Raw genomic sequence first — 24,068 nt, 5'->3', positions numbered from 1 at the left:
CCTAAATTGATCTGCACATATAAAAAATATAAATGGATAAATTCAATAAAAAGGAGATGTTTAGATGAAAGGGCATTACGAAGTTATACTAAACGAGGTTGAAGCAAATTTGGAACCATTGCTTGCAAACCTTGTAAGCGATAAGAATTCTTTTGATTATGGAGGGTTTATTAACTACATCGATAATATGGTACATCCTGGAAGCGCAACAGGGTCCTTGCTAACCCTTATACCCCTTTACTTAAACAAGGATTCAAGGTTCTACCGGGAGGAGAGATTATACAATACTATTATAACAGTTTTGGATTACATTAAAAGGGTACAAAGGCCCGACGGGACTTTTGACCTTCTTACGACGAACTTTTATTCTTCACCGGATGCGGGGTTTATTACACAGAGCCTGGCTAATGCATACAAGCTTGCAGAAAAATACAACTTTAATGAAAGAAGTGAGAGAATAAGGTCTGAACTTTATGGTATAATCAAAAAATGCGGTTATGGAATGGTTGGAGGAGGATTTCATACCCCAAACCACAGATGGGTTATAGCTGCTGCATTAATGATGGCTTATAACATTACGGGAGAGAAGCCTTTTGAGGAAATGGCAAAGAGATATTTGAATGAGGGTATTGACTGTGATGAATATGGCGAGTATACAGAAAGGTCCACAGGTATTTATAATGCTATAAATGACAACGCTCTGATTATCCTTTCTGAAGAGATGAAACGTGAGGATTTACTGGAGCATGTAAAGCGTAATCTTGATATGATGTTTACTTATATAGAACCTGACGGGTCAATATTTACTCAAAATTCTACACGTCAGGACAAGGGTGAAGGAAGTACTGCCCAGGTATTTTATCCTACACCTTACTACCATCTTTACCTTTATATGGCATATAAATTTAAAGACGGGAAATATGCTGCTATGGCAGATTACATTTTTAAGAACAGTATCAAATGGTCAAAGGGTGTTCCCAACGTATTATATTTGTATATGCTTAAAGAAGAACTGAAGGAATTTGAGATTGAAAAGCTCCCAATTCCGGAGAATTATCACAAGTATTACGAAAAATCAGGAATTGTACGGGTAAGAAAAGGAAGTACAAGCTACACTATTTTAAAAGACAGTAGTAATTTTCTGTTTTTTCAAAAGGGCAGCCTCAAATGCTATATGAAAATGTGTGCCTCGTTTTTTGCGAAAGCCCAATTCAAGGCACAGGAGATATTGAAAACATCGGATGGTTACAAGTTGAGTTTTAAAACACAGGGTTATTACAGAATGCCTTTTGAAGAAGCCCCGCCTACTTCTGATTGGCGTAAAATGGACCATAACAAAAGGCAGCTGGTTAATATATTAGATTTGGTTTTTAATGTTTACATAGCAGAGGATGAAAATGGCCTTAATATACATGTTGTTACTGATGGGTGTGACCGCGTTCCTGTAAAACTGGAATTATGCTTTTCATCCTATTCTATGGTTCAAGGAGAAAGTTTTGCCGTAATGGGAGAGCCAGGACAGAGTATTGTGGTAAAATCGGGATATGTGCAGGTAAGAAAAGGTGCAGATATAATAACGGTAGGACCTGGCTTCGGAAAGCACACGTATACTACGGATATGCGAGGAAGTGAACCGCAAAGCAAGAGTGATTATACAATCTATTTTACGGATTATACAAATTTTGACCGCAGAATTTGTATCAAGTAATTAATTCACATCATTGTATTAAAAAAACTATAATATATTAAATTATTCATATAATATATTAAATTATTCATATTGAATTATCTTGTTAATTTGATATTATAATAATGCATTTTATAAATTTGCGATTTTAACTATTATAACCGTTTATGATTCTTCATAATTCAAATAAAATAGTGGTTAGATTCTTGTTTTTTACTACCTATGAACTATGAAAGGTGTGGGTAAGGTTAATGGAAGCAGTTGACAATCTCAAAACCGCAGGAATACAAAAAAAGAAAAGAATATTTTCAAAAAGAAATATAACATTATACCTTATGATACTTCCTGTTGTAGTATGGTATATAATATTTGCATATGTACCTATGCCTGGAATCGCAATTGCATTTGCTGATTTTAAAGTTTCAGGTTTTAAGGGTTGGGTAGGTTTTGACAACTTTAAGTTTATATTTAACTTAAAGTTTTTTTGGCAATCATTTTTTAACACTTGGGTTTTTGTAATTTATAATTATATATTTGGTTTTCCAGCTCCGATAATACTTGCTTTACTGTTAAATGAATTAAGACACAAATATTTTAAAAAATTTATACAGACAATAAGCACACTTCCAAACTTTATATCCTGGGTTGTAGTATCAGGAATGTGGATAACGTTACTTTCTCCAAGTACGGGGTATGTGAATTATATTATTAAAGCACTTGGGGGCGAGCCTGTATACTTCTTATCAAAAGCTTCAATGTTTCCGGCGCTGTTTACGTTTATTAGGATATGGAAAGGTATTGGATATAGTTCCATCATATATTTGGCCGCTATAGCAGGTATAGATCCCGAATTATATGAATCGGCTTCTATTGATGGTGCGACAAGACTTCAACAGTCGTGGCATATTACATTACCCGGTATTAAATACACGGTATTAGTTATATTTGTTCTTTCTTTTACAGGAGTATTGAACTTGTTTGAACCAATATATGTACTTAAAAATCCTATGATTGAATCTACAGCGGAAGTTTTAGATACTTATATTTACAGTATGGGTGTTGTTCAAGCAAGGTATCCCCTGGCAACAGCGATGGGACTATTTAAAGCAACCATATCGTTAGCTTTGGTACTTCTTTCAAATTTTTTAAGTAAAAAGCTAACAGAAGATAACAGGAGTATACTTTAATAAAAATGAGGAGAGGACAATTTATTATGAAACCAACTGTAAGTGAAAGGATATTCAATATAGCGATTTATATATTTTTTGTGGCATTTTGTATATTAATGCTTGTTCCTGTTTTGTATGTTCTGAAAAAATCATTTGATGTAGGTAGTTCGGGAGAGTTGTCATTGAGTTTAATACCAAAACAGTTTTCGTTGTTTTATTACAGAATTATTCTGAACGATAGAGGAATATACCGGCCATTTTTAAATTCTGCTTTTATTACTGTTGTAGGTACTGCCCTGTCAATATTTTTAGAATCGATGGGTGCCTATACATTGTCAAAAAGAGATCTTCCTGGTAACAAAATTTTTATATATATGATAATAATACCAATGATGTTTGGTGGAGGTCTAATACCGTATTATTTATTAATTAAATATTTAGGTTTAATGAATAAAATAGCTGTATTAATTATACCTGCATGTATTAGTGGCTGGAATATGCTTCTTATACGTAATTATTATTTCAGCATACATCCTAGTTTAAGCGAATCGGCGATGATAGACGGAGCACAAGAATTTACAATATTTTGGAAAATTATTCTTCCACTTTCTACTCCCGTATTAGCTGCAATATCTTTATTTACTGCTGTTGGTTACTGGAATACTTTTTTCAGTGCAATATTGTTTATAAATGATCCTAAAAAGTATACTTTCCCGGTAAAATTAAGAGAGATGATAATAGTCCAGCAGGAGATGCAGAGGCAAATTGAAAGCATGCTAATTCAAACGGGTGAGGATACAATCAGGAAGAGTTTAAATACAGAGGGAATATCATCCGCAATGATAATAATATCAATGTTGCCTATTATTTTAATATATCCTTATTTGCAAAAACACTTTGCTAAAGGTATAATGATTGGTTCGATTAAAGGGTAATACCAAAATTCAAGGATTATAAAATTAAATATTTAGTGTTAAAACACTAAAAAAATAAAAAAAAAGGAGTGAATGATATGTCAAAAACAGTAAAAAAATTTTTTGCACTTGCAATATGCTTATTTATGTTAGTGACAGTATTTGCAGGGTGCAAAACAGCAGAAAAAAGCACTGACACTAAAAAAACTGATCAAACCAAAGAAACTGGCACTATCAAGGAAGAAGGAGTAGGTAAGCCTGATCTTCTGGAAATCACAAGATGTCTATATTTTGGTGATGCATCTGACAACCCTGACCTGAAAGAAGAATGGCCAAAAGTATTTACCGAAAAAACAGGTGTAAATACAAAAGTAAATTCACCCCCGAGGAATGAATTCATGGAAAAGGTATATCTATCACTTGCGGCAGGCGAATTAAAAGGAATGGTTAATGTATTTACACCGGCTGACGTTCTAAAAATGATAGAGGATGAAACAATTGAACCTCTTGATGAGTATCTCAAAGATAACCCGACATGGAACTCTATGCCTGAAGGTTTCAGGAATCTTTTTAAATTTGACGGGAAAATTTGGGCAGTTCCAATGGGTTACTCCGGAAGCTATTTTACCAGGGCCATTCGAAAAGACTGGTTAGACAAACTCGGCCTTAAAGTTCCCGAAACAGTAGATGATTTGTATGAAGCAGCAAAGGCATTTACAGAAAAAGATCCTGATGGAAACGGACAAAATGATACAGTAGGACTTGTTTCTTCAGGCACATGGAATTTACAGGATATTTTCCAGGCATTCGGAGCAAGGTTAAATAATGTCGGAGGAAATAGTATTGCTTGGGATCCAAATTATAACAGGTGGCGTGACAGTATGCTCAGCACTGACAACATGGTTGCAGCATTGACTTATTTAAATAATATGTATAAAAATGGTTATTTGGACAAAGAATTATTTACCAACAAGGGAAGCAACATGAGAGAAAAATTCTGGTCAGGTAAATATGGAAGTACATTTTACTGGGTAATGTTTGGTATTGGTTCAGAGCCGACAATCCAAAAGAATTATCCAGATGCTAAGGTAGTAGAAATACCGGGGCTTAAAGGCAGAGTCACAGAGAATCTGAATCAAAGGGTTGTTGGAGGGGCTCCTTATGTATTAGTTAAAGGTACCAAACAACCAAAAGAAGTAGTAAATGCTTTTGTAAATCTTTTCTTTGGCAATAACCCCGAATACCACTTTATGGGAAGGCTCGGTATACCTGACAAGACCTTCAGGATAGAAGGAAACACCGTCTATACTTTAAAAGATCCCAAGACAGGCCAATTTTATGCACAGCCGGGGATAGTTAGCGAAATTCCAAAATACGATTCCAGTAAATATAAAATTATACCTGACGGTACACCTGAGGAAAAAGCTCGTGCAGAACAAAACATAGCTAAAAGACTTGAACTTGACAAAATTGGGTATGAAAAGAAGTTAATATTTGATTGCCCAAACGATGCACTAATTTCTAAAAAATATACTGAATTGTCCGGTGATATTAATAAATTATTTAACGAAGCAATAACAAAAGCAATTATAGGTGAAGTAAAACCTGAAGACGCGGTAAAGAATTATGTATCACAGATGAAAGCTTTAGGTGCTGATAAGGTACTAGAAGAAGCTAATGCAGCAATTGGTCAAAAACCTGACCAGCAATATTAAAATTGTGTGCATCATAAAAACTATAAAGCCCAGTAAATAGAAAAAACTAACAAATAAATAAAAATTGCAAATTATAAACTATTGTAATTAAACATATATGGCTTGCAGTCAAGTATAAAAAATTGCTGCAAGTCATATATGTTTTTTAATATTATTTACATATTATATTCAATAATATATAATAAAATTAATGAAATATATAAAATACTAAGTTAATTTTAAATTTAAGATTATCTTGAAGAGAGGCACGAAATGTGGAGTGATAAGATTCCTAAGAATATAAATATTCATAGCTTAAAGGTAAAAATGATAATTACCATATTTTTATGTTTTCTATTTATTATTACTTTTTCTTTATTTAATAGCGTTATGGCAGCAAGGATAATTAAAAATAAAACAAACACTTCGCTATTACGGACTGTTGAGCAGACTAACCGTTATTTAAATTTTTTGTTTAAAAAGGCAAAAGATATAGGATTTTCAATATCTGTAAATCAAAGTCTAGTAGATCTTTCTAGAGCAGTATATTCTAAAGACAGTTACAGCTTTTATACTACTATCGATAATTTATATAAAAATATTATGTACCAAGCAGAAATAAACAGCGAAATTGATACAATATTTGTTTATATTGATTGTATACAATACCTGATAACTTCAAAATATGGTATGTATACTTATCAAAACATGAAAAACACATTATGGGCAAAAATTGTATTTAATATGGAGGGAAAATACGGGTGGATCAACAAGTATAGCGATGAGGAGTTTAATAACATATCGAATACCCCCAGAAACAGTTTATTAACTTTCATTATAAGAGCTGATAAGATCAACAAAAATATTGAAACACCGGCATATGTAAGTATCCATTTTAGAGAGAGTGATATACTTAAAATAATGAGCAGTATAAAAGTTACGCCTGGCACAACCGCATATATAGTAAGCAACAATAAAATACTTGTAGCAGAGGACAGGAATATGCTCGATAAAACTTTTGACGAAATAATCGGTATAAATGCTGAGAACATAGAAAATCAGCGGTTTTTGAAGTTAAAGCTTGACAATAAAAACACATACCAGGTTGTATTCGAGAAAAATGAAGTTATAAACGGTGGGCTTCTTGTACTAATACCAGAAAAGGAACTATTGGAGGAACAAAAAAGGCTTAGGATTTTTGTGTTTTTTTTGGTAAGTTTAATTGCGTTTTTTTTCATTTACTTTGTTTTGAAGCTAGTTATAGAATATGTAGACAAGCCTGTCACAAAGTTAACTAAATATATGCAAATGGCGGAAAGGGGCGATTTTGACAGCAAAATCAATGAAAAAAGAAAAGATGAATTCGGGTACTTATATAAAAGCTATAACCAAATGGTAGATAGAATTAAGAAATTAATAGAGGAGCTGTATGAACAAAAACTCATACGTACGGAAATGGAAGTCAAGGCATTACAAAAACAAATAAACCCCCATTTTTTATATAACACGTTAGAAATTGTTAACTGGATTGCGAAGGTAAATAATATTGACAGCATATCCAAAATAGTTATTTCTCTTTCGAATATGTATAGAATTACATTTAACGAGGGGAAAGATTTAATAAAAATCAGGGATATGATTTATGGCGTCCGCTGTTATTTGGATATACAAAAGATACGTTTCGGTGAAAGCTTTTCCTATGAAATTAATCTTAGACCGGAAATAGAAGATTACTTTATATTAAACTTAATAGTACAGACAATTGTTGAAAATGCTGTAATACATGGAATCGATGAGGGAAGCCCGGGTGGTTTAATAAAGATTACAGGTTATAGTGAAAAGGATGACGTTTGTTTTATCATTGAAGATAACGGAAGGGGAATGAACGAGGAAAAATTGCAGTTAATTCTTGCCAATATAAATTCACAGAATGTTGTAAGTGATTCAGGGTTGAGAAATGTTCAAAAGCGTATAAAACTTTTATATGGGGACAATTATGGAATTAGCATAGAAAGCAGTTTAAATAAAGGTACAAGGGTTTTATTGAGAGTGCCTGTAATAAAAGAACCGGTTCTTGAAGAAATATCAGAGGGAGGGAATTTGGAATGATCAACATGCTGGTTGTTGACGATGAGTATCATATTAGAGAAGGTATAAAAAACGGAATTAATTGGGAAGAAGTAGGTGTGAATATTTGCGGTATTGCAGGGAGTGGATATGAAGCTTTGGATATGATAGAGAAATATACTCCAAATATTGTAATTACCGATATTCGAATGTCTGATATGGATGGGTTGGAACTTCTTGATGTTATTAATAAAAAATATTCTAATATCAAAGTCATACTAATAAGTGGTTATAAAGATTTCCACTATGCTCAGACCGCAGTAAGTCTTAATGCTTTTTGCTATATATTAAAACCTATTGACCATAATGAACTTTTGACAAAAGTGTTAGAAGCAAAAAGACTAATTGAAGAGCAACTGGAAAAAGTTAAGCGGGATGAGGACATACAAAAAAGGTTAGAAGAAAATATTTCCATATTGAGGGACAACTTTTTTACTCAGCTGGTTAGTGGGAAAAAAATAAATCCTGCTGAAATTGAGAAAAAGTCTAAATTTCTAAATATAAACTTAAGTGGCCCCCAATATGTTATTTGTGTATTAGAACCTGAAGTGCGTCCGGACTATGCAAGTGAATTGGATGTTTATGATGAGAGCTTGTATAAAGCTGCGGTTATGAGCATTTCCGAAGCTGTTATGGGAAATGGCTGTAAGTCTTATACATTTAACCTTGATGATAGGATTGGACTTCTTATTTGTGGGGAAAATATCTCTCGAAATATTTTAAAAAAGAAGTGTGAAACTATTATTGGACGGGTAAATAGCACTATTGGAATATCAGTGACTATAGGGATTGGAAACATTTATAAAAACAAAGATAAAATTTCTGTATCATATAAAGAAGCATTAGATGCTATTGAATATAAAATGATCCTTGGCAAAAATTTGGTTATTCCTGTAGAATCTGTATATGCAAACCTAAAAGAAAAAGCTGCAAAAAATAAATTTCTTGATACTCTTAAAAACTGTGAAGATGATTTGATATTGGCCATAAAGTCAGATAACAGGGAAAGTATGGTAATAATTTTAAAGGAAATTACTGAAGCATTACATGAATCAATTAAAAGCAATATACAGGAGAAGGACCATCTTATATTTCTTGTATCCTTTTTCATTATGAAAATTATGTTTGTATTGGATATAAATATTAACATGCTATTTGACAATGAAGGAGGTCTAATAAACACACTTCAAAATTTACAGACCATCAATGAATTAGAAGATTATATTATTAAATGTTTTGATGAGGCAGCTGAAGAATTAAGAGAAAAAAATAAGAGCCATAACGGGTTTTTAGTCAAACTGGCAATTGAATATATTAGTAAGAATATATATAACGATATTACTTTAATGAAAGTTGCTGATTACTTAATGATACATCCCAATTATTTGAGTAAAATTTTCAAACAGGAAACGGGAGAGCCGTTTGTTGAATATGTGATAAAGGTAAAAATGAGCGAAGCAAAACTTCTTTTAAGAAACAGCAATAATAAAGTTTATGAAATAGCGAATATGCTCAGCTATAAGGATGTAGGTCATTTTGCAAGGACCTTCAAAAAATTCTTCGGCGTATCGCCGACAGAATATAGGCAGTTGTTGTGAGATTGAAGTGAAGGAGGCAGTTTTGTGCATACAAGTAGAAAGATACCTTTTATTCCGACAATATTCGAACACAGTGCTAGAATAATAAACAGGACGCCCAGTGAAACAGCGCTAAGTGAAGAGTTATTGGAAGAAGCCCAGGTCCAGTCTTATTTATTATATAAACATGATGCTGTTACTGTGGGAATTGATGTATATAACATAGAAGCTGAGGCTTTGGGATGCGAGGTAAAGTTTCATGAGGATAATTCCATACCTGGAGTAATATTTCACCCATTTTCGGAAGAATACCATATGGAAGCAATAACCTTTTCTACTGAAAAAGGCCGTATTGGAATGGTTCTTAATGCTGCTGAAAGAGTAAAGAAGAGGATAGGGAGTTATGTGAATGTAAGTATAGGTATATCGGGACCATTTTCTATTTGTGCCGAACTTACGGGTTTTGAAAAGCTTATAACGGATTGTATTGATAATGAAGAAACAGTGCATCTTTTACTTGAAAAAATCTTGGCCTTCCAAAAAGAATATTGCAAAGAGATAATTAAAAGGGGGCTCGGAGTAACTTTATTTGAATCATGGGCTGCGCCTCCCTTGGTATCTCCCGGAATTTATAGGAATTTTGTAGCGCCTTATGAAAAGGAGCTTATAACCCATATAAAGAATCTTGGAGTATTGTATGTCCCCCTTGTCATCGGCGGAGATACATTGACAATTCTGGACGATATGCTGGAAACCGGCACAACATTGCTAATATCGGATTACAAAGCAGACATAAAATATTTTGTTGAAAAAGCAAAGGAAAGGAATATGACCATAAGGGGAAACATAGACCCTAAACTCGTGGAAAGGGGACCTAAGGAGGAGATAATAAGGCAGCTTGAAATCATGCTTCAAAAAATTAACGGGTATGATAAGTTTGTTGTTGGTACCGGCGTGCTTCCCTATAATACTCCTCCTGAAAATGTTATTGCTATAAGAGAGTATCTTAATGCTAAGTCTTAAGTTTCAATAAAAAGAATTAATATAGTTTTATTCGAGATAAAATAAAAATCTACAAAAGGAGGAATTTATTATGTCAAATGTACCCAGACCGGAATATCCACGTCCGGACTTTGTCAGGAAGGATTGGCTTAATCTAAACGGCTTATGGGAGTTCGAATTTGATGACGATGATATAGGTGAAAAAAATAGGTGGTATGAGAAGGAGCATAGCTTCTCCCGTGTTATTAAAGTACCTTTCTGCTTTGAAAGCGAGATGAGTGGCATAGGTGATACATCCCGCCATGACCACATATGGTATAGGCGCAAAATGCAAGTACCGAAGAGTTGGAATGGTCGGAGGATAATGCTGCGGTTTGGTGCTGTAGATTACCATGCCAAAGTATGGATCAATGATGTTTATATGGGTAGTCATATAGGTGGGCACACGCCATTTAGCTTTGATATAACCTACGCACTTAAATGGGATGGCAGTGATGAAATAGTAGTGAAAGCCGATGATATAGCTACAGATCGTCAGCAAGCCCGTGGCAAACAGACATGGATGAATGAACCTTTTGGATGTTGGTATAACCGCACCTCAGGTATATGGCAAACGGTATGGCTGGAACCTGTAAACGAAGTTAATATAACGGGCATTCGCTTAACTCCTGATATAGATAAAGGTATGGTACATATTGAAGCGCAGCTTAGTTGTCAGGCTACGGGTTATACCTTAAAAACCGATATATCCTTTGCAGGTATACCTATTTCCTCAATTTCAACGCGTTGTTTTCAGCCCTGTGTCAGGTTTGAAACAAGTGCAGTAAGCTATGCTTTTGAAAGAGAACTAAAACTGTGGAGCCCAGAAAATCCTAATCTATATGACATAGAATTTACATTATTTGATGTGAATGGTAATGAAGTTGATCATGTATCAAGTTATTTTGGTATGCGTAAGGTATCGGTCAAGGATGGTAAAGTACTACTGAATAATCACCCTTACTATCAAAAACTCATATTGGACCAGGGTTATTTTCCCAAGTCAAACCTTACAGCTCCGGATGAAGAGGCTTTGATAAATGATATAAAGATGACCAAAGCCTTTGGCTACAACGGTGTACGTAAGCACCAGAAAGTGGAGGACCCCATATACCTATACTGGTGCGATAAGCTGGGTCTTCTGATATGGGGAGAGATGGCTTCTTACTATGAATATAGTCCTGGAGCGGCCAATATATACATGAAGGAATGGCAGGAAATTATAAACAGGGATTACAATCATCCTTGCATTATAGCCTGGACACCGTTTAATGAGTCCTGGGGTGTACCTAATGTATTTGTAAATAAGCAGCAACAGTGCCATACAGTAGCTGTAGTTAACATGATACGCTCCTTGGATGCAACGAGATTGGTAATATCTAATGACGGTTGGGAACATACCGATACCGATTTGTGTACTATACATGATTATCGCGCAGATGGTGATGATTTCATAAAAGCCTATACCGATAAAGACAAGGCGATAAAAGCGACCCCATCAGGCAGGTTCATATTTGCCCAAGGCTATAGTTATCAAGGACAGCCTGTACTCATTACTGAGTATGGTGGTATAGCCTTTGCATCAGATGAGGGCTGGGGTTACGGCAAAAAGGTGAAAGATGAAGAGGAGTTTTTAGAACGTTTTGCCAAGATAACCCATGCCATTATGTCGATAGATTATATATGTGGCTTTTGCTATACGCAGCTTACTGACGTGCAGCAAGAGGTAAATGGTCTTATGACTTATGACAGAAAGCCCAAGTTTAATCCGGATAAGATAAAGGCTATAAATAAAGGGAGATAATAGTAGTATCAAGGGAGATAATAGTAGTATGAAAACTGCAAAGAGACAGAGGGGGTATATATTGTGAATATAATTAAAGAATATTTGCCTTTTTTTATTCCCATATTATTTTTACAATTAGCGTTACTAATTGCATCGCTTATCCACATCCTGAAAAACAAAAAATTCAGATTTGGAAATACTGTTATGTGGGTATTAATAGTTGTACTTATAAACATTATTGGTCCTATTTTATATTTTACAATAGGAAAGGCTGACGAATAATGAATGTACTTGAAATAAACAACCTCAACAAGAGCTTCGGGAAGCTTGAAGTTATCAAGAACCTCAATATGAAAGTTGCTCAAAACACGGTATTTGGGTTTTTAGGCCAAAACGGTGCAGGTAAAACAACAACAATTAAAATGATCATCGGTATGATTAAACCCGACAGCGGTAACATCAGGGTATGCGGTAAGGAGGTCCGCTTCGGTAACACTTCGGTTAACAAAGATATCGGTTTTTTGCCCGATGTACCTGAATTCTACGGCTTTATGACGCCTAAAGAATATTTAATGCTATGTGGAAGGATATGCGGAATGAAACCGGCTGATACAGCTAGGAAGATAAATGATCTTTTGCATGTTGTGGGATTAGAAGGTGTAAATCGCAGGATAAAAGGGTTTTCCAGGGGAATGAAGCAAAGACTTGGAATTGCACAGGCACTTATAAACGATCCAAAATTGCTTTTATGTGATGAGCCGACCTCTGCCCTGGACCCTTGCGGGCAGGAAAGAAATCCTGGACATCTTAAAGACATTGCGCAATAAAACCACCATAGTTTTTTCAACCCATATTCTGGCTGATGTGGAACGAGTCTGTGACAGTATAGGTATTTTGCATAACGGCAATTTGATTGTTGAAGGGAAATTGTCTCATTTAAAAGAAACCTATGCCAGCGAATCTATTGCCGTGCAAATTTATGAATCGGATAAAAACAATATTGTTACAGATGAGCTTCTAAAAACCGGAGAAGTAGCAAGTGCTGTTATAAAAGATAACATGATAAGAATTGTAACGCATGATGCAGTCAAAACCGGAAATAAAATTTGTAAAATCCTTGCTGAAAACAATCTTTCTTTAATAAAATTCGAGGTTCTTGAACCTGATTTGGAGCAAATATTTCTGAGAGTAATAAGACAATGAATAATAATAGTGTATTAACAGCAAGCATAGTGAGGAGTGCGATAAATAAGATGAATGAAATAAATACTTTTATTGTTTTTATAAAAAAAGAGCTTATGGAGCAATGGCGTAATTATAGGATTATTGTACTTTTTTCTGTGCTATTGCTATTTGGGATGAGCAGCCCGCTGCTTGCAAAATTAATGCCGGAAATATTCAAATCCATAGATGTAGGATTTGAGATTAAAATGCCTGAACCTACATTTGCAGATGCTTATGCTCAATTCTTCAAAAACATGTCGCAGGTAAGCCTTATTGTTATAATTCTCGTGTTTTCAGGCAGCATTACTCAAGAAAAAATAAAGGGGACTGCAATATTGATATTATCAAAGGGATTATCCCGCAAGACATTTGTAGTATCAAAGTTTATTGCATCGGTATTATTATGGACAATAGCTTTTGCTGTATCTGTTATAGTTTTCTATGGGTATACTGAATACCTGTTCCCCGGACAAAACCCCCAAAACTTTATGATTTCAATGTTCAGCTTCTGGCTGTTTGTCGTATTCTTATTGTCTGTATCCACTTTAACAGGTTTAATTGGCAATTCTTTCTATATACCTGCTGTACTGACTTTCGGAGTTTTGGCATTAATGTTTGCAATCGGTGCCGTACCTAAAACTGTAAAATATTCTCCAATTGCCCTTTCATCATGGAATGTGGACATGATTTTGGGAACAAAGGGCATATCGGATATTACTATATCTCTTACCATTACAGTACTGCTGACAGTTATTTGTATAGTATCATCTGTTATAATTTTCTCAAAACAGGAGCTATAGATTTTAAGGGTGAGAATGTGCTTCACAATAAGAGTTATGAGGCTTCAAACGTCGGCCTTTTCACCACCCTTTTCTCCACCCATTTTCCGCTTTTATAACGTATAATTGCTATAGTTGCTCCTACAAGCCAACCTATAGGTATTGACCACCATATACCTTTATACCCTATGGTCTCTACGGATGATAGGATATAGGCAGCTATTATTCTTATTCCAAGGCTGGTAAGGGTACTTGCCATTGATACGATCATATCACCGCTACCACGAAGAACACCGTTTGTGACGAACATTACGCCCATTAGTATATAAAAGAAAGATACGACTGTAATGTAATCGTTTCCCTGGGTAATAACTTCAACCTCTTTGGAATCGATAAAAATAGACATAAGGTTTGGACCAAATGATAAAATAATTGCCGATGTTATTATGCAGCAAATAGTTACCATAGCTAGTGAGCGCCTGTAACCGCGCCTTACACGTTTCAACTCTCCGGCTCCGATATTCTGAGCGGTAAAAGTTGTTGAGGCAAGTCCCAGGTTCATAATTGGCATCATAGCAATTGAGTCAATTCTTGACGCAGCCGTATATGCAGCCATAGTTACACTTCCATAGGAATTTACAAGCCCCTGAAGAGCCATCATGCTGACAGAAACTACCGTTTGTTGAATTGATCCGGGAATACCGAGCTTTACGGATTTGATAAACAAATCCTTATCAAACACCATATCTTTAGGAAGTATTCTCAGTAATTCTACCCTTGCATATACATATATTAAACATAGTATGGCAGATACGCCCTGGGATATAACAGTTGCCCATGCAGCACCCGCAACACCCATTCCGAATACCGCAACAAACAAAACATCAAGACCAACATTTAATAATGAAGAAGTAATGAGAAAGTATAGCGGTGTTTTGGAGTCGCCAAGCCCTCGCAATATTGCCGATATAGCATTATAAACAAATGTGAATATTAATCCGCTAAAAAAAATATTTAAGTATGCCGCTGCATCGTTAAAAATCTCTTTAGGCGTTTGTAAGAGTATCAGGAGGCCTCGTGAAGATAATAACCCCATTAAAGTAATTATTGCTCCGCTTATTAAAAGAAATATGTATGCCGTTGATACTGCACGCTTTAATTTTTTTAAATCTCCTGCACCATAAAGTTGTGAAATGATAACAGATGCCCCTATGGATAATCCCATTACCAGGGCAACCAGTAGAAATATAACAGGGGAGCTGGTTCCTACTGCTGCAAGTGCATCCTTTCCAATAAATCTTCCTACAACAACTGCATCAACCATATTGTAAAGCTGCTGAAATATGTTTCCTATAAACATCGGTATGGCAAACACAAGTATATGTTTTGTTTCTGAACCTTTTGTCATATCTTTCAACATTTTATGGTTTCACTCCTCAAATTAATAAAAAATAAAAGCATTAACTTATATTTTAACAGTTATTAATATAACAAGACAATTACTTTAGTAAATTATTATAGATATAATTTTATCAATTATATGCAATTACATTTATCACTATGAGTTTATTAGAATATAGCATTGTAAATTGACAGAGGTGTATATGTATAAACCGTCCGGATATAATAAAATAAACCGGTGTTATTGGTTGATGTGTACTCGAAAGAATTAGCAAATGAAATTAAACACTTTGTATCAATGCTTATTACCGAGAGATTCCCAAATGCAGTAATAGAATATTTCACATAACTGTTGGTTAATGTGTTTATGTAATAGATACATCACTGCATGCCTCCTTCATAACCTCCTTAAGACGCATAATAAAATACTTGTAGTCCTCAAAAGCGGTAGAAGGTGCCACCTGGTGGTCGCATCCCGGGATGTATCCTCCCTGCCTTATAACAGGCATAAGCCTTTCAAACTCTCTGTCGATTGCCTCTTTTCCGGATGCTATTGACAGCTTGTTGAATGCTCCTATGAACTTTAATTTTGGGAAGTATTTTCTCACCTCAACTATGTCCATGCCTGCATTCACATCCATGGGCAAAAAACCTTCAATTCCCGATTCAATAAAATTAGGTATCAGCTTGTTAAAATTTCCGTCAGTATCTACGAATACATGTCTCACACCTTTGCTTTTAAGAAACGGCACCAGCCTTTTATAATATGCACCGATAAATTCATCAAACAATTCCGGGGACAGCATTGGACCGTTACTGCCGCTTAAATCTTCCATTATATATAGGACATCTGCAGGCAGGATATCCAAGATTTTACCAAGCTTATCCAGAAAAACACCGAGGCAGAATTCATTCATATCTTTTATCATGTCCGGGTAATCGTAGAAAGCAAAAAGGTGCTCTTCAATTCCAAGGAGAGTCCTCGGCATCCAAAAAAACCCCGTAATATTCATCCTTATTGAGTAGTCTCCCCTCTGGTGCCCTTCCCGGAAAGGGGAGTATTTGCTTTGTATGTTTTCATCGGTATAATACTTTTCCAGTTCACCAAATGCGCGCTCTTTAAGCCTGTACCAGTCCTCAGGACAAGTTACTACAGGCCTTACAATTTCTACAAGCTTGCTGTTTTTGAAGTACTTCCTTTCCCAACCGTCATCATCTTTTCTTATTATATACTCGTCAGTTTCCTCAATAATTGTTGTGCCGAAATTTCTAAAAGGCAAGCCAAAGCTAACCCTTTTAATACCGTCAAATCCAAGGAATTGCTCGTATTTATAAACTCCTTCGGTCATCATGCAACCAAAATATTTGTCCGCATTTTGCGGTTGGCGGCCGGATTCATTGAATATGTTCGTTGGCAAACCGTTTAAATAGCCTTCTTTTCTCCACCTGTCCAAGGTAAGGGGCCATGGGTAAAAGGTTTCTTCAACAGACCCCCTGTCATCCGGCTTAATGAATGATAGTGTTGCATTTTCTCTTTCCCTGTTGTTCATTAAATTTCCCCCAATATTGAATATTCTTTAATAATTATGTTATATCAAAACATTCTCATTTTCTTGGGCCTATATTATAATTAATATGGGGTGATTTTATTGAATATAGAAAGTATAGAAAGGGAATATGCGCGTTTTTTGGGAGAAAAGTATTTCAGAGATGGTGAAACGGTATTTATAAATAGAGTTGTCCTGAAGGAGAAAACTTTATGGCATGCCCATGATTTTATTGAAATTGCTTATGTAGCCTCCGGATATGGGAAGCATGTGGTCGGAAACCAGGAATACTCGGTTTCAAAAGGCAACCTGTTTATAATTAACTACAATACCCCCCATGAATTTATTCCGCTGGGGAATCTTGCTGGAGATATGCTGATATACAACTGCATATTCAAGCCTGAATTCCTTGATTATTCCATGGTTAACTGTAACGACTTTTCTGATGTAGCCGGGAGTTTTCTCTTCCGTTCATTTTTTCCTGATGAGTGCATGGATACGGATTATGAAGATATTAAGCTAATAGATTATTTTGATGTAAAAATAAGTGAACTGTTTGAAAAAATGCATGATGAATACGAAAAACAGGAAAAGGGTTATATTGAAATTATAAGGGCTTATGTAATTGAACTTCTGGTAACTATTTTTAGATTTTTTGAAAAAAAGAAAATGCCGAATGAGAATCTAGAAACGGGACGAAGAAATATTATTGGAAAAGTTATGGAGTACATCAAAGATAATTATATGCACGATATCAGGCTCGAAGAACTATCCATGATGGCATTTTTAAGCCCTACATATTTTTCGAGGCTGTTTAAGGAACACACGGGGCTTACTGTATCCGAATATACCCAAAGAATCAGAGTTGAAGAAGCCTGCAGGCTTTTAACGCAAACAGATAAAAAAGTTATTGAAATTGCAGGAGAGGTTGGATATAAGGATATAAAATTTTTTAATAAAGTTTTTAAAAGGAATACTGGTAAAACTCCTTTTGAATTTAGAAGAGGGAATTTGTAGAGATGTCAATTGGAGTTACCTGTTGCTTCCTTTAACTTCTGCTTTCTTTGAAGTTTACTTGAATTTTACTTGAACTTGAATAGCGGGAGGTATAAAATGAATGTTATTCAACAATCATATATTGGAGGTAGATTGGAGGTAGGTTATTGTGCTGTCAGTCCGGGAGAATTATATTAGTTGGAGGGAGTTGTAAAAAATGTCCCACTTTCAAATTGGAAAGATTTTGAGAATTACCAAGTGCCTGACCCTAATATTTATGCAGACCGCTTTGAAAATACTTACATTAAATTAACTTATAACAGAATGTTCCTTCCACTTTCCGCTTTTAAGGCGGCAATAAAATAAGATTGATCGTACTAGCCAATCGGCGAACATGCCTAACCATACTCCCCGCACTCCAAGCTTTAAAGGAATACCCAGCAGGTATCCAAGGGTAATCCTGAAAACCCACATACTTATAATGGATACTACCATGGTAAACCTTGCGTCTCCTGCACCCTTTAGGCCAGCGGGGATGATGAAGGCAATACCCCATATTAAAGGCATAAATACGGCATTTAACCTCAAAAGGTCAGAAGATATGCTTATTACTTCATCTACCTGGCTATACAATGAAGAAAGTGCTGGAGCCAGCAGGAAAGACAGGGCACATGGAACAAAAAGGCAAACAGCTGTAAGTTTTGTAAGGTATATAAGAAGATTTCCGGCTTCCTCTTTCTCACCTCTACCCATGCTTTGTCCTACCATGGCTGTTGCAGCAATGCTAAGGGCACTTCCCGGAATGTTAATAAGAGTAAAAATGGAGCCTGCAACATAGTTTGCCGCAATTGAGGATGTGCCCATGGTTACAATAAATATTTGGGTAATAAGTTTTCCACCTTGGAATAGAAGAGATTCAACACTGGCAGGAATACCAACCCCAAATATGGATTTTTGGATATTTATATCTATTTTTAGCAGGGGTAATTTTTTAAGCTTTATAATCCTGGAACCTCTCACCAAAACAGATATTGACAAAATGGCACCGATTAGTCTTGCAGTGGATATACCTAGGGCTGCACCCTTCACTTTAAAACCGGGAAAATATATATGTATACCTAATATACCAATATCAATTCCGTATATAAGTATGTAGCTTAAAACAATATTGATAAAGTTCATCAGTATTGTAATCTTCATTGGTGTTTTTGTATCACCGGCCCCTCTTAATACACCACAGGTTATTGAGGTTATTGCAATAAGAGGGTAGGAAAAAAGAGTTATATCCAGATAGGCATATGCATTTTCCTTGACCAAAGGTTCTGCCGAACCATATAGTATGTTGATAATATTATAGCGGAATATAAATATTAATAAAGTAATGGTAAGTGTAAGCAGAAACCCTGAAAATAAGCCCTGTTTTACTGTTTCATTAGCATTCCCTACATTATCCTGCCCTATATAATGGGCAACAACTACAGTGCTTCCAACAGCCAGAGCTGAAATAAAGGCAATAAAAATATTGTTGATAGAGTCCACCATTCCGATCCCGGAAACAGCTTCATTACCTATACGGCTCGCCATAATGGCATTTACGACACCCATCAGTATAATAAGTACTTGTTCTGTAATAATCGGGAAAGTAAATTCCAAAACATCTTTCCGTATAAGTTTGGAAGTGTTAAGTTTTGACTTAATATTTAACTTAACACTTGACTTAAAAAAAGTAAATTCATTAAAACTATGTTTATATTTATGATCAAAATTAAATTTGCATTCGTTGTTATAATTGGGTTTGTAATAATCATTATTGCAATTGGTTTTACAGTCATTATTATAGTTAATTTTAAATTTCATGTAAAATATAAGCCTCCGGTAAAACTGTTTTAAATAGATTATACCAGAAAAGAGGAATATGTGTATATGTATTCAACAGTAATTGACTCAAACTCTTAATAGATATTCTTCAATCTCTTCAGACAACACTTGCATTTCAGGATAGATTGAACTTTGTTTGAAACCGTTCCTTTTTAGTTCGGTATAAATTTTAAAGGGATGCAGGAGGACATACTTTGTAAGAAATTTACCGCATTCCGGGTGTTCTTCCATGGCAAACTTTTCAAAATAATTTGTTATGTAGGATTTTGTACGATTTTTGGCATTATGGTTATTCTTAAATTCTTTTATCTCGCTGCACTTAAAAAAGGGAAATAGTGTAAATACACCTGATTGGGCTCTGATTCTTTCATTGTTATAAGGGGAAAATACGGCCAGAGGAGTATGTACGGTGTTATACTCAACAATACCTTCTACGAATATTTCTTTTATTTTCTGCAAGTTTGATCGGTCGGAAGCTTGTGCCGGCATAAGCTGGGACAGCAGTGCCATATTTGGTATATGATCTATACCGTTTATCTTGTTTAATTTTAGAGGATTCAGTACCCATACACACGGGAGTATCCTTTGATCAAGCTGTTTTTTTGTAAAATAAGGCTCAAGTGCAAACAGGAAAGCCGTGAAAGCATTCTCGGTCCAGTCAAGAAGACGCGTTGCAGTGTTATAATGTTGCATCATGCAAAGCCATTCCATTTTATTTTGGGGCAGCCTTCCGGGAATCAGATGATAATTACGTGCTTGAAAATGGCTAAGCAGTTCACTTTCGACAGACTTGACTTCCAGTGTTTCTAAGTATTTCCTGTATATGCCTGGTAACAGCTTATAGCTGGTATTTGTATGGCCTCTGAACCAGAGGACTTTGTTATCTCCGATATCTGTAGATATATCTTCAATAAAATCACTTAGTTTCCTAATGAATTTAGTTACATAATTTTTAGCAGTACTCATATATAACACCCTTTTGTTTATTTTGGTCATTAATCATTTGGTTAAGTCCTTTTAACCAGTAATATTGAATAAATTGAACTTGTCGGCTGATTTTATCATTACTGTCTGACGAGCAGAAATTGCGGTAATTTTCTCGCAATTTCCATATTTCATAACACTTTCCACTCAATAATTCATTGTTACAGAAATCAAACACTTCATCCATGTACTTAAATAAATATTCTCCCCTGATTTCTTTAATGAAGCATTTAACTTTCTTGTATGTAGATTCTGCAATTTCCTTTTCTTTTATATTTTGTTTTTGTACCATTTGCCATGAACTACAGGTTATGTCTGTGTCCAGTCGGCAGTTAAATCCGGTTAAAATCATCCATACACGTGCCTGGATTGTAATAGCATCATGAATATTGAAACTATCGCTGTTTTTAAAGAAATCTTTCAACTGGATGCCATATGAGAACCTGAAAAAATCAAATACAAGATTTAGATATTCGTCCCTGCTCAGTCCAAGAAGACTGCACATATATGCATCAGCTATTACCTCTGAGAAAAAATCCTTTGTTCGATCAGCAATTTCAGTTATAATTTCTTTCATTTCACCCGAATCTAAAATGCGTATAAATTCTTTAGTGAAGCAGTTGCGATTTTCAACGGTATCCTCATGAAGCCAACAAGATGCAAGATATCTGGCTGCTTCTTCACATTCGCCATTCTGCTCTGAAGTCAGCTGTTGTTTTAATTTATTTGCTATATTCTCAAAAAGATTATCCATCATTGATTTCCATATACACAATTGTTTATTTTCCGAAAAAACAGGCTGAAAACCGTTATTTTTACTAATGTAGCCCACATAATCAATGCTGATAAGTGAATTGGTAATAAATGTGTACAGTCTGTCCTTGAATTCCATAAAAATTAAGTTTTTTTCATCTTCAGTAAGAGATACCCATATAATTTCGTACAGGGTATTTTCTATATGTTCAACTATTATGCTGAACAACTGCATACATTCATCAGATACTGCATTTGTATTTCCGAACATAAAACTTATAACTTTTTGTGTCACCTGGCCGCATACCATTTTAAGAAAATATTCATTGCGCTTTTTACGGTCCAGGGGGCGGATGTAGTGTGCAATTTCGTGAAGGATCAAGCAAACTGCATAGTTTATATGAAAGAGGGACATGTTATCACAGTTTACTGATATAAGACGGCGTGGAGGATTGAGTGATGAATCCGGGAAGAAGAGGAAGGAGTTGATTTGGTTTGAAATACCCAGAGTAAGAAAAACAACGAGTTCTGATTCGGCCTGTGATGTTTTTGTTAAAGTTCCATTAAGTTTCCTCAAACACTGTTGAATTTCTTTCATAACTGTGGTTATGAGGGATGAATAGGCTATTATAACCTTTGATATTGATTCTTTAAATTTTAAATTAGTTAAAGGAACTTCGGAGAGGAATCTGCCGGCCTGTATGCGATCGGTTATAAACTCTGACAGCAGTTGAATTGCGAGCATGAGCGAATCTATATTTGTTTGTGTGCCTGTATCATTTCTGAGGTTTGCCAGTATATTTTCGGGGATATGTTCATTCATAAGAGAATTTACATCAATCTTGCATCCCATTGACTCCATGAGAGTCAAAAACAGTGTGGCAATGATGTTGGGCAACTCATGAAAAAGGGTAATTCCAAAAGCTGACTGTGATAGTTGCTCGCATTTATACAGAAGGTTCTGTAAAGGCAAATAAAGAGTTCCCGGCAACCTGGATTTTATTGCAAGGAGTATTGCGTTCAGATTATTAAAAAGCACTGATGTATCCCTATTATGCTGAAAAGTGTCCCCGATTTGAAAATTATATGTCCATGACATTTTTGACTGAATGTCTTTAACCCATTGTGTATTATTTATGTACAGCATGTGTTTTTGGGATATACCGGCAATGGATGATGTGCTATTAATAAAATTTTCATGGAGTTTACTTACTTCCCTGTGAAACCTTTCAATTCCTTGAAAAATACCGTCATACGAATGTGAACGAAAAATAATTATAAAGTCGCCGTATCCAAGTGAGCGGTATATCCTGAAGCAGTAAAAAGTTTTATGTTCAGGGATTTGGTTCAGGCACCCCTTTTCAAGAATTTCTTCAATTTTTTTCTGGCAGTAATCCAACCCTTTGAGTCCTATATATGTATCATTAAGCTTTACCTCAGTCAATGCTATATAAGGCATTATAATGTCTGAAGATCCATTCTTTATGCTGTATCCCTGTTGTATTATTTCGTTATTTTCTACATATTGACCGTACAGGCATAAATGCTGCTCTTCGTAAACCTGGTGAATATTTACTTTATTGCCTTTTACTCCTTCTATTACCAAATCATTTCCCATGTACACATTTTCCAAATCCGTTACTGTACTTATTATCATTCCGTCAAAGGCTGACCACATTTTGTACTGGAATAGGCTGTCATTACCGTCATCATCACCTGGCATCAGCTTCTTGAAAAGGTGTACCAGCAAACCCTCAACTTTTGCGTTTTCAATTCCTTTATCAGAACTTTCAATATTTATCATCTTTTGAACCCCTTTTTATATATCATCATGTAAAAAAACAGAATAAATTGAAATAAATAACATAAGCATGTATAAAAAAAATGCACTGTACAAATTAATATTATATATAATATATAATCCACACTGTGCATATACTATCCGGGTTAACTGACTGTATGTCCGTTATTTTGCTCTTTCAAAGTAGATACTGCTTTATTTATTCACTCTGTCTAACCTGGTCTTATAAAAAAACTCTGCGGCTTCCTTAAATTTCTTCTCATATTTAGCAGAAAGGTCAGGCATCATTTTTGAGTCTTTCTCTATAATTCTCATTTTTTCCCGGGGAATTTCATTCTCGGGAAGATAGAATGAATTCCGGATAACACCACTTTTCTGAAATATTTTCATAACTCCTCCTCACACCTTCATATATTATTTCGGTAAAAAAGCTGCATATATTTAATATATTCAAAATAAATTGCAAATATTACAACATTTATATTCCTCTTTTATAATATTACATATATAATAGCTTTTGTGCGTGTACGTACACTATATTTTAGCCAAATAATCTATTGGACATACCACTATTTTTAATTATATAATATTTTTGGAAGATGTCAACATAAATACATTTTCTTCACAAAAATAAAATATGCTCCTGAACATATGCAAAATAATACTAGCATTTGGTAAGGGCCAGGTGTTAAAATATAAAGTAAAAGTGG

17 protein-coding genes and 1 pseudogene are annotated in these 24,068 nt (G+C 35.0%); 12 read left to right on the top strand and 6 right to left on the bottom strand.

Annotation, left to right across the window (positions count from 1 at the left end; all coding sequences use genetic code 11):
- Positions 1–64: 64 nt before the first annotated feature.
- From HPY74_08540 to HPY74_08490, 11 genes and pseudogenes are all read left to right on the top strand, one after another.
- A complete protein-coding gene (locus HPY74_08540; GenBank protein NSW90705.1) occupies positions 65–1,708 on the top strand; it encodes a hypothetical protein in 1,644 nt (547 codons plus the stop codon).
- A gap of 230 nt (positions 1,709–1,938) precedes the next feature.
- Positions 1,939–2,874 carry a sugar ABC transporter permease gene (locus HPY74_08535; GenBank protein NSW90704.1) on the top strand — a complete coding sequence of 312 codons (936 nt, stop codon included), beginning with the start codon at positions 1,939–1,941 and terminating at the stop codon, positions 2,872–2,874.
- 26 nt (positions 2,875–2,900) lie between these two features.
- The gene (locus HPY74_08530) at positions 2,901–3,791 is read left to right on the top strand and encodes a carbohydrate ABC transporter permease (GenBank protein NSW90703.1); all 891 of its coding nucleotides are present in this window, start codon (positions 2,901–2,903) and stop codon (positions 3,789–3,791) included.
- A 77-nt stretch (positions 3,792–3,868) separates the two neighbouring features.
- Positions 3,869–5,485 carry an extracellular solute-binding protein gene (locus HPY74_08525; protein ID NSW90702.1) on the top strand — a complete coding sequence of 539 codons (1,617 nt, stop codon included), beginning with the start codon at positions 3,869–3,871 and terminating at the stop codon, positions 5,483–5,485.
- Between the two features lie 252 nt (positions 5,486–5,737).
- Positions 5,738–7,573, top strand: a complete 1,836-nt coding sequence (locus HPY74_08520) for a sensor histidine kinase (protein NSW90701.1) — start codon at positions 5,738–5,740, stop codon at positions 7,571–7,573.
- On the top strand, positions 7,570–9,189 hold the full coding sequence (locus tag HPY74_08515) for a response regulator (GenBank protein NSW90700.1): 1,620 nt from the start codon (positions 7,570–7,572) through the stop codon (positions 9,187–9,189). The genes HPY74_08520 and HPY74_08515 overlap by 4 nt, the downstream gene beginning before the upstream one ends.
- A 24-nt stretch (positions 9,190–9,213) precedes the next feature.
- On the top strand, positions 9,214–10,191 hold the full coding sequence (locus tag HPY74_08510) for a uroporphyrinogen decarboxylase family protein (protein ID NSW90699.1): 978 nt from the start codon (positions 9,214–9,216) through the stop codon (positions 10,189–10,191).
- 70 nt (positions 10,192–10,261) lie between these two features.
- The gene (locus HPY74_08505; GenBank protein NSW90698.1) at positions 10,262–12,013 is read left to right on the top strand and encodes a glycoside hydrolase family 2; all 1,752 of its coding nucleotides are present in this window, start codon (positions 10,262–10,264) and stop codon (positions 12,011–12,013) included.
- A gap of 63 nt (positions 12,014–12,076) precedes the next feature.
- Positions 12,077–12,277 carry a PLDc N-terminal domain-containing protein gene (locus HPY74_08500; GenBank protein NSW90697.1) on the top strand — a complete coding sequence of 67 codons (201 nt, stop codon included), beginning with the start codon at positions 12,077–12,079 and terminating at the stop codon, positions 12,275–12,277.
- Positions 12,277–13,198: pseudogene (locus tag HPY74_08495) on the top strand (ABC transporter ATP-binding protein). The gene HPY74_08500 and the pseudogene HPY74_08495 overlap by 1 nt, the downstream one beginning before the upstream one ends.
- Positions 13,199–13,248: 50 nt before the next feature.
- Positions 13,249–14,019 carry an ABC transporter permease gene (locus HPY74_08490; GenBank protein ID NSW90696.1) on the top strand — a complete coding sequence of 257 codons (771 nt, stop codon included), beginning with the start codon at positions 13,249–13,251 and terminating at the stop codon, positions 14,017–14,019.
- Positions 14,020–14,053: 34 nt separating this feature from the next.
- On the opposite strand, the gene HPY74_08485 is transcribed toward HPY74_08490, so the two are convergent.
- Positions 14,054–15,418 carry an MATE family efflux transporter gene (locus HPY74_08485; protein ID NSW90695.1) on the bottom strand — a complete coding sequence of 455 codons (1,365 nt, stop codon included), beginning with the start codon at positions 15,416–15,418 and terminating at the stop codon, positions 14,054–14,056.
- Between the two features lie 346 nt (positions 15,419–15,764).
- On the bottom strand, positions 15,765–16,949 hold the full coding sequence (locus HPY74_08480; protein NSW90694.1) for a hypothetical protein: 1,185 nt from the start codon (positions 16,947–16,949) through the stop codon (positions 15,765–15,767).
- 114 nt (positions 16,950–17,063) lie between these two features.
- Here HPY74_08480 and HPY74_08475 point away from each other — a divergent pair, with 114 nt between their 5' ends.
- The gene (locus HPY74_08475) at positions 17,064–17,963 is read left to right on the top strand and encodes an AraC family transcriptional regulator (GenBank protein ID NSW90693.1); all 900 of its coding nucleotides are present in this window, start codon (positions 17,064–17,066) and stop codon (positions 17,961–17,963) included.
- Positions 17,964–18,251: 288 nt separating this feature from the next.
- Here the strand turns inward: HPY74_08475 and HPY74_08470 are convergent, their stop codons facing one another.
- From HPY74_08470 to HPY74_08455, 4 genes are all read right to left on the bottom strand, one after another.
- Positions 18,252–19,799, bottom strand: a complete 1,548-nt coding sequence (locus tag HPY74_08470; GenBank protein ID NSW90692.1) for an MATE family efflux transporter — start codon at positions 19,797–19,799, stop codon at positions 18,252–18,254.
- Between the two features lie 87 nt (positions 19,800–19,886).
- A complete protein-coding gene (locus HPY74_08465; GenBank protein NSW90691.1) occupies positions 19,887–20,786 on the bottom strand; it encodes an FRG domain-containing protein in 900 nt (299 codons plus the stop codon).
- A complete protein-coding gene (locus HPY74_08460; GenBank protein ID NSW90690.1) occupies positions 20,773–23,361 on the bottom strand; it encodes a hypothetical protein in 2,589 nt (862 codons plus the stop codon). The genes HPY74_08465 and HPY74_08460 overlap by 14 nt, the downstream gene beginning before the upstream one ends.
- 192 nt (positions 23,362–23,553) lie before the next feature.
- Positions 23,554–23,748: a hypothetical protein gene (locus HPY74_08455; protein ID NSW90689.1), complete on the bottom strand. Its 195-nt coding sequence runs from the start codon at positions 23,746–23,748 to the stop codon at positions 23,554–23,556.
- Between the last annotated feature and the right edge of the window lie 320 nt (positions 23,749–24,068).

Source organism: Bacillota bacterium (genome assembly GCA_013314855.1).
In the GTDB taxonomy this organism is placed as follows: Bacteria; Bacillota; Clostridia; order Acetivibrionales; family DUMC01; genus Ch48.
This window is presented reverse-complemented; position numbering and strand designations above follow the sequence as displayed.

Bases quoted from the DNA above. Each gene is read 5' to 3' on its own strand.
- HPY74_08540 (NSW90705.1), top strand. From the start codon at position 65: ATGAAAGGGCATTACGAAGTTATACTAAACGAGGTTGAAGCAAATTTG.
- HPY74_08535 (NSW90704.1), top strand. From the start codon at position 1,939: ATGGAAGCAGTTGACAATCTCAAAACCGCAGGAATACAAAAAAAGAAA.
- HPY74_08530 (NSW90703.1), top strand. From the start codon at position 2,901: ATGAAACCAACTGTAAGTGAAAGGATATTCAATATAGCGATTTATATA.
- HPY74_08525 (NSW90702.1), top strand. From the start codon at position 3,869: ATGTCAAAAACAGTAAAAAAATTTTTTGCACTTGCAATATGCTTATTT.
- HPY74_08520 (NSW90701.1), top strand. From the start codon at position 5,738: ATGTGGAGTGATAAGATTCCTAAGAATATAAATATTCATAGCTTAAAG.
- HPY74_08515 (NSW90700.1), top strand. From the start codon at position 7,570: ATGATCAACATGCTGGTTGTTGACGATGAGTATCATATTAGAGAAGGT.
- HPY74_08505 (NSW90698.1), top strand. From the start codon at position 10,262: ATGTCAAATGTACCCAGACCGGAATATCCACGTCCGGACTTTGTCAGG.
- HPY74_08490 (NSW90696.1), top strand. From the start codon at position 13,249: ATGAATGAAATAAATACTTTTATTGTTTTTATAAAAAAAGAGCTTATG.
- HPY74_08485 (NSW90695.1), bottom strand. From the start codon at position 15,418: ATGTTGAAAGATATGACAAAAGGTTCAGAAACAAAACATATACTTGTG.
- HPY74_08480 (NSW90694.1), bottom strand. From the start codon at position 16,949: ATGAACAACAGGGAAAGAGAAAATGCAACACTATCATTCATTAAGCCG.
- HPY74_08470 (NSW90692.1), bottom strand. From the start codon at position 19,799: ATGAAATTTAAAATTAACTATAATAATGACTGTAAAACCAATTGCAAT.
- HPY74_08465 (NSW90691.1), bottom strand. From the start codon at position 20,786: ATGAGTACTGCTAAAAATTATGTAACTAAATTCATTAGGAAACTAAGT.
- HPY74_08460 (NSW90690.1), bottom strand. From the start codon at position 23,361: ATGATAAATATTGAAAGTTCTGATAAAGGAATTGAAAACGCAAAAGTT.
- HPY74_08455 (NSW90689.1), bottom strand. From the start codon at position 23,748: ATGAAAATATTTCAGAAAAGTGGTGTTATCCGGAATTCATTCTATCTT.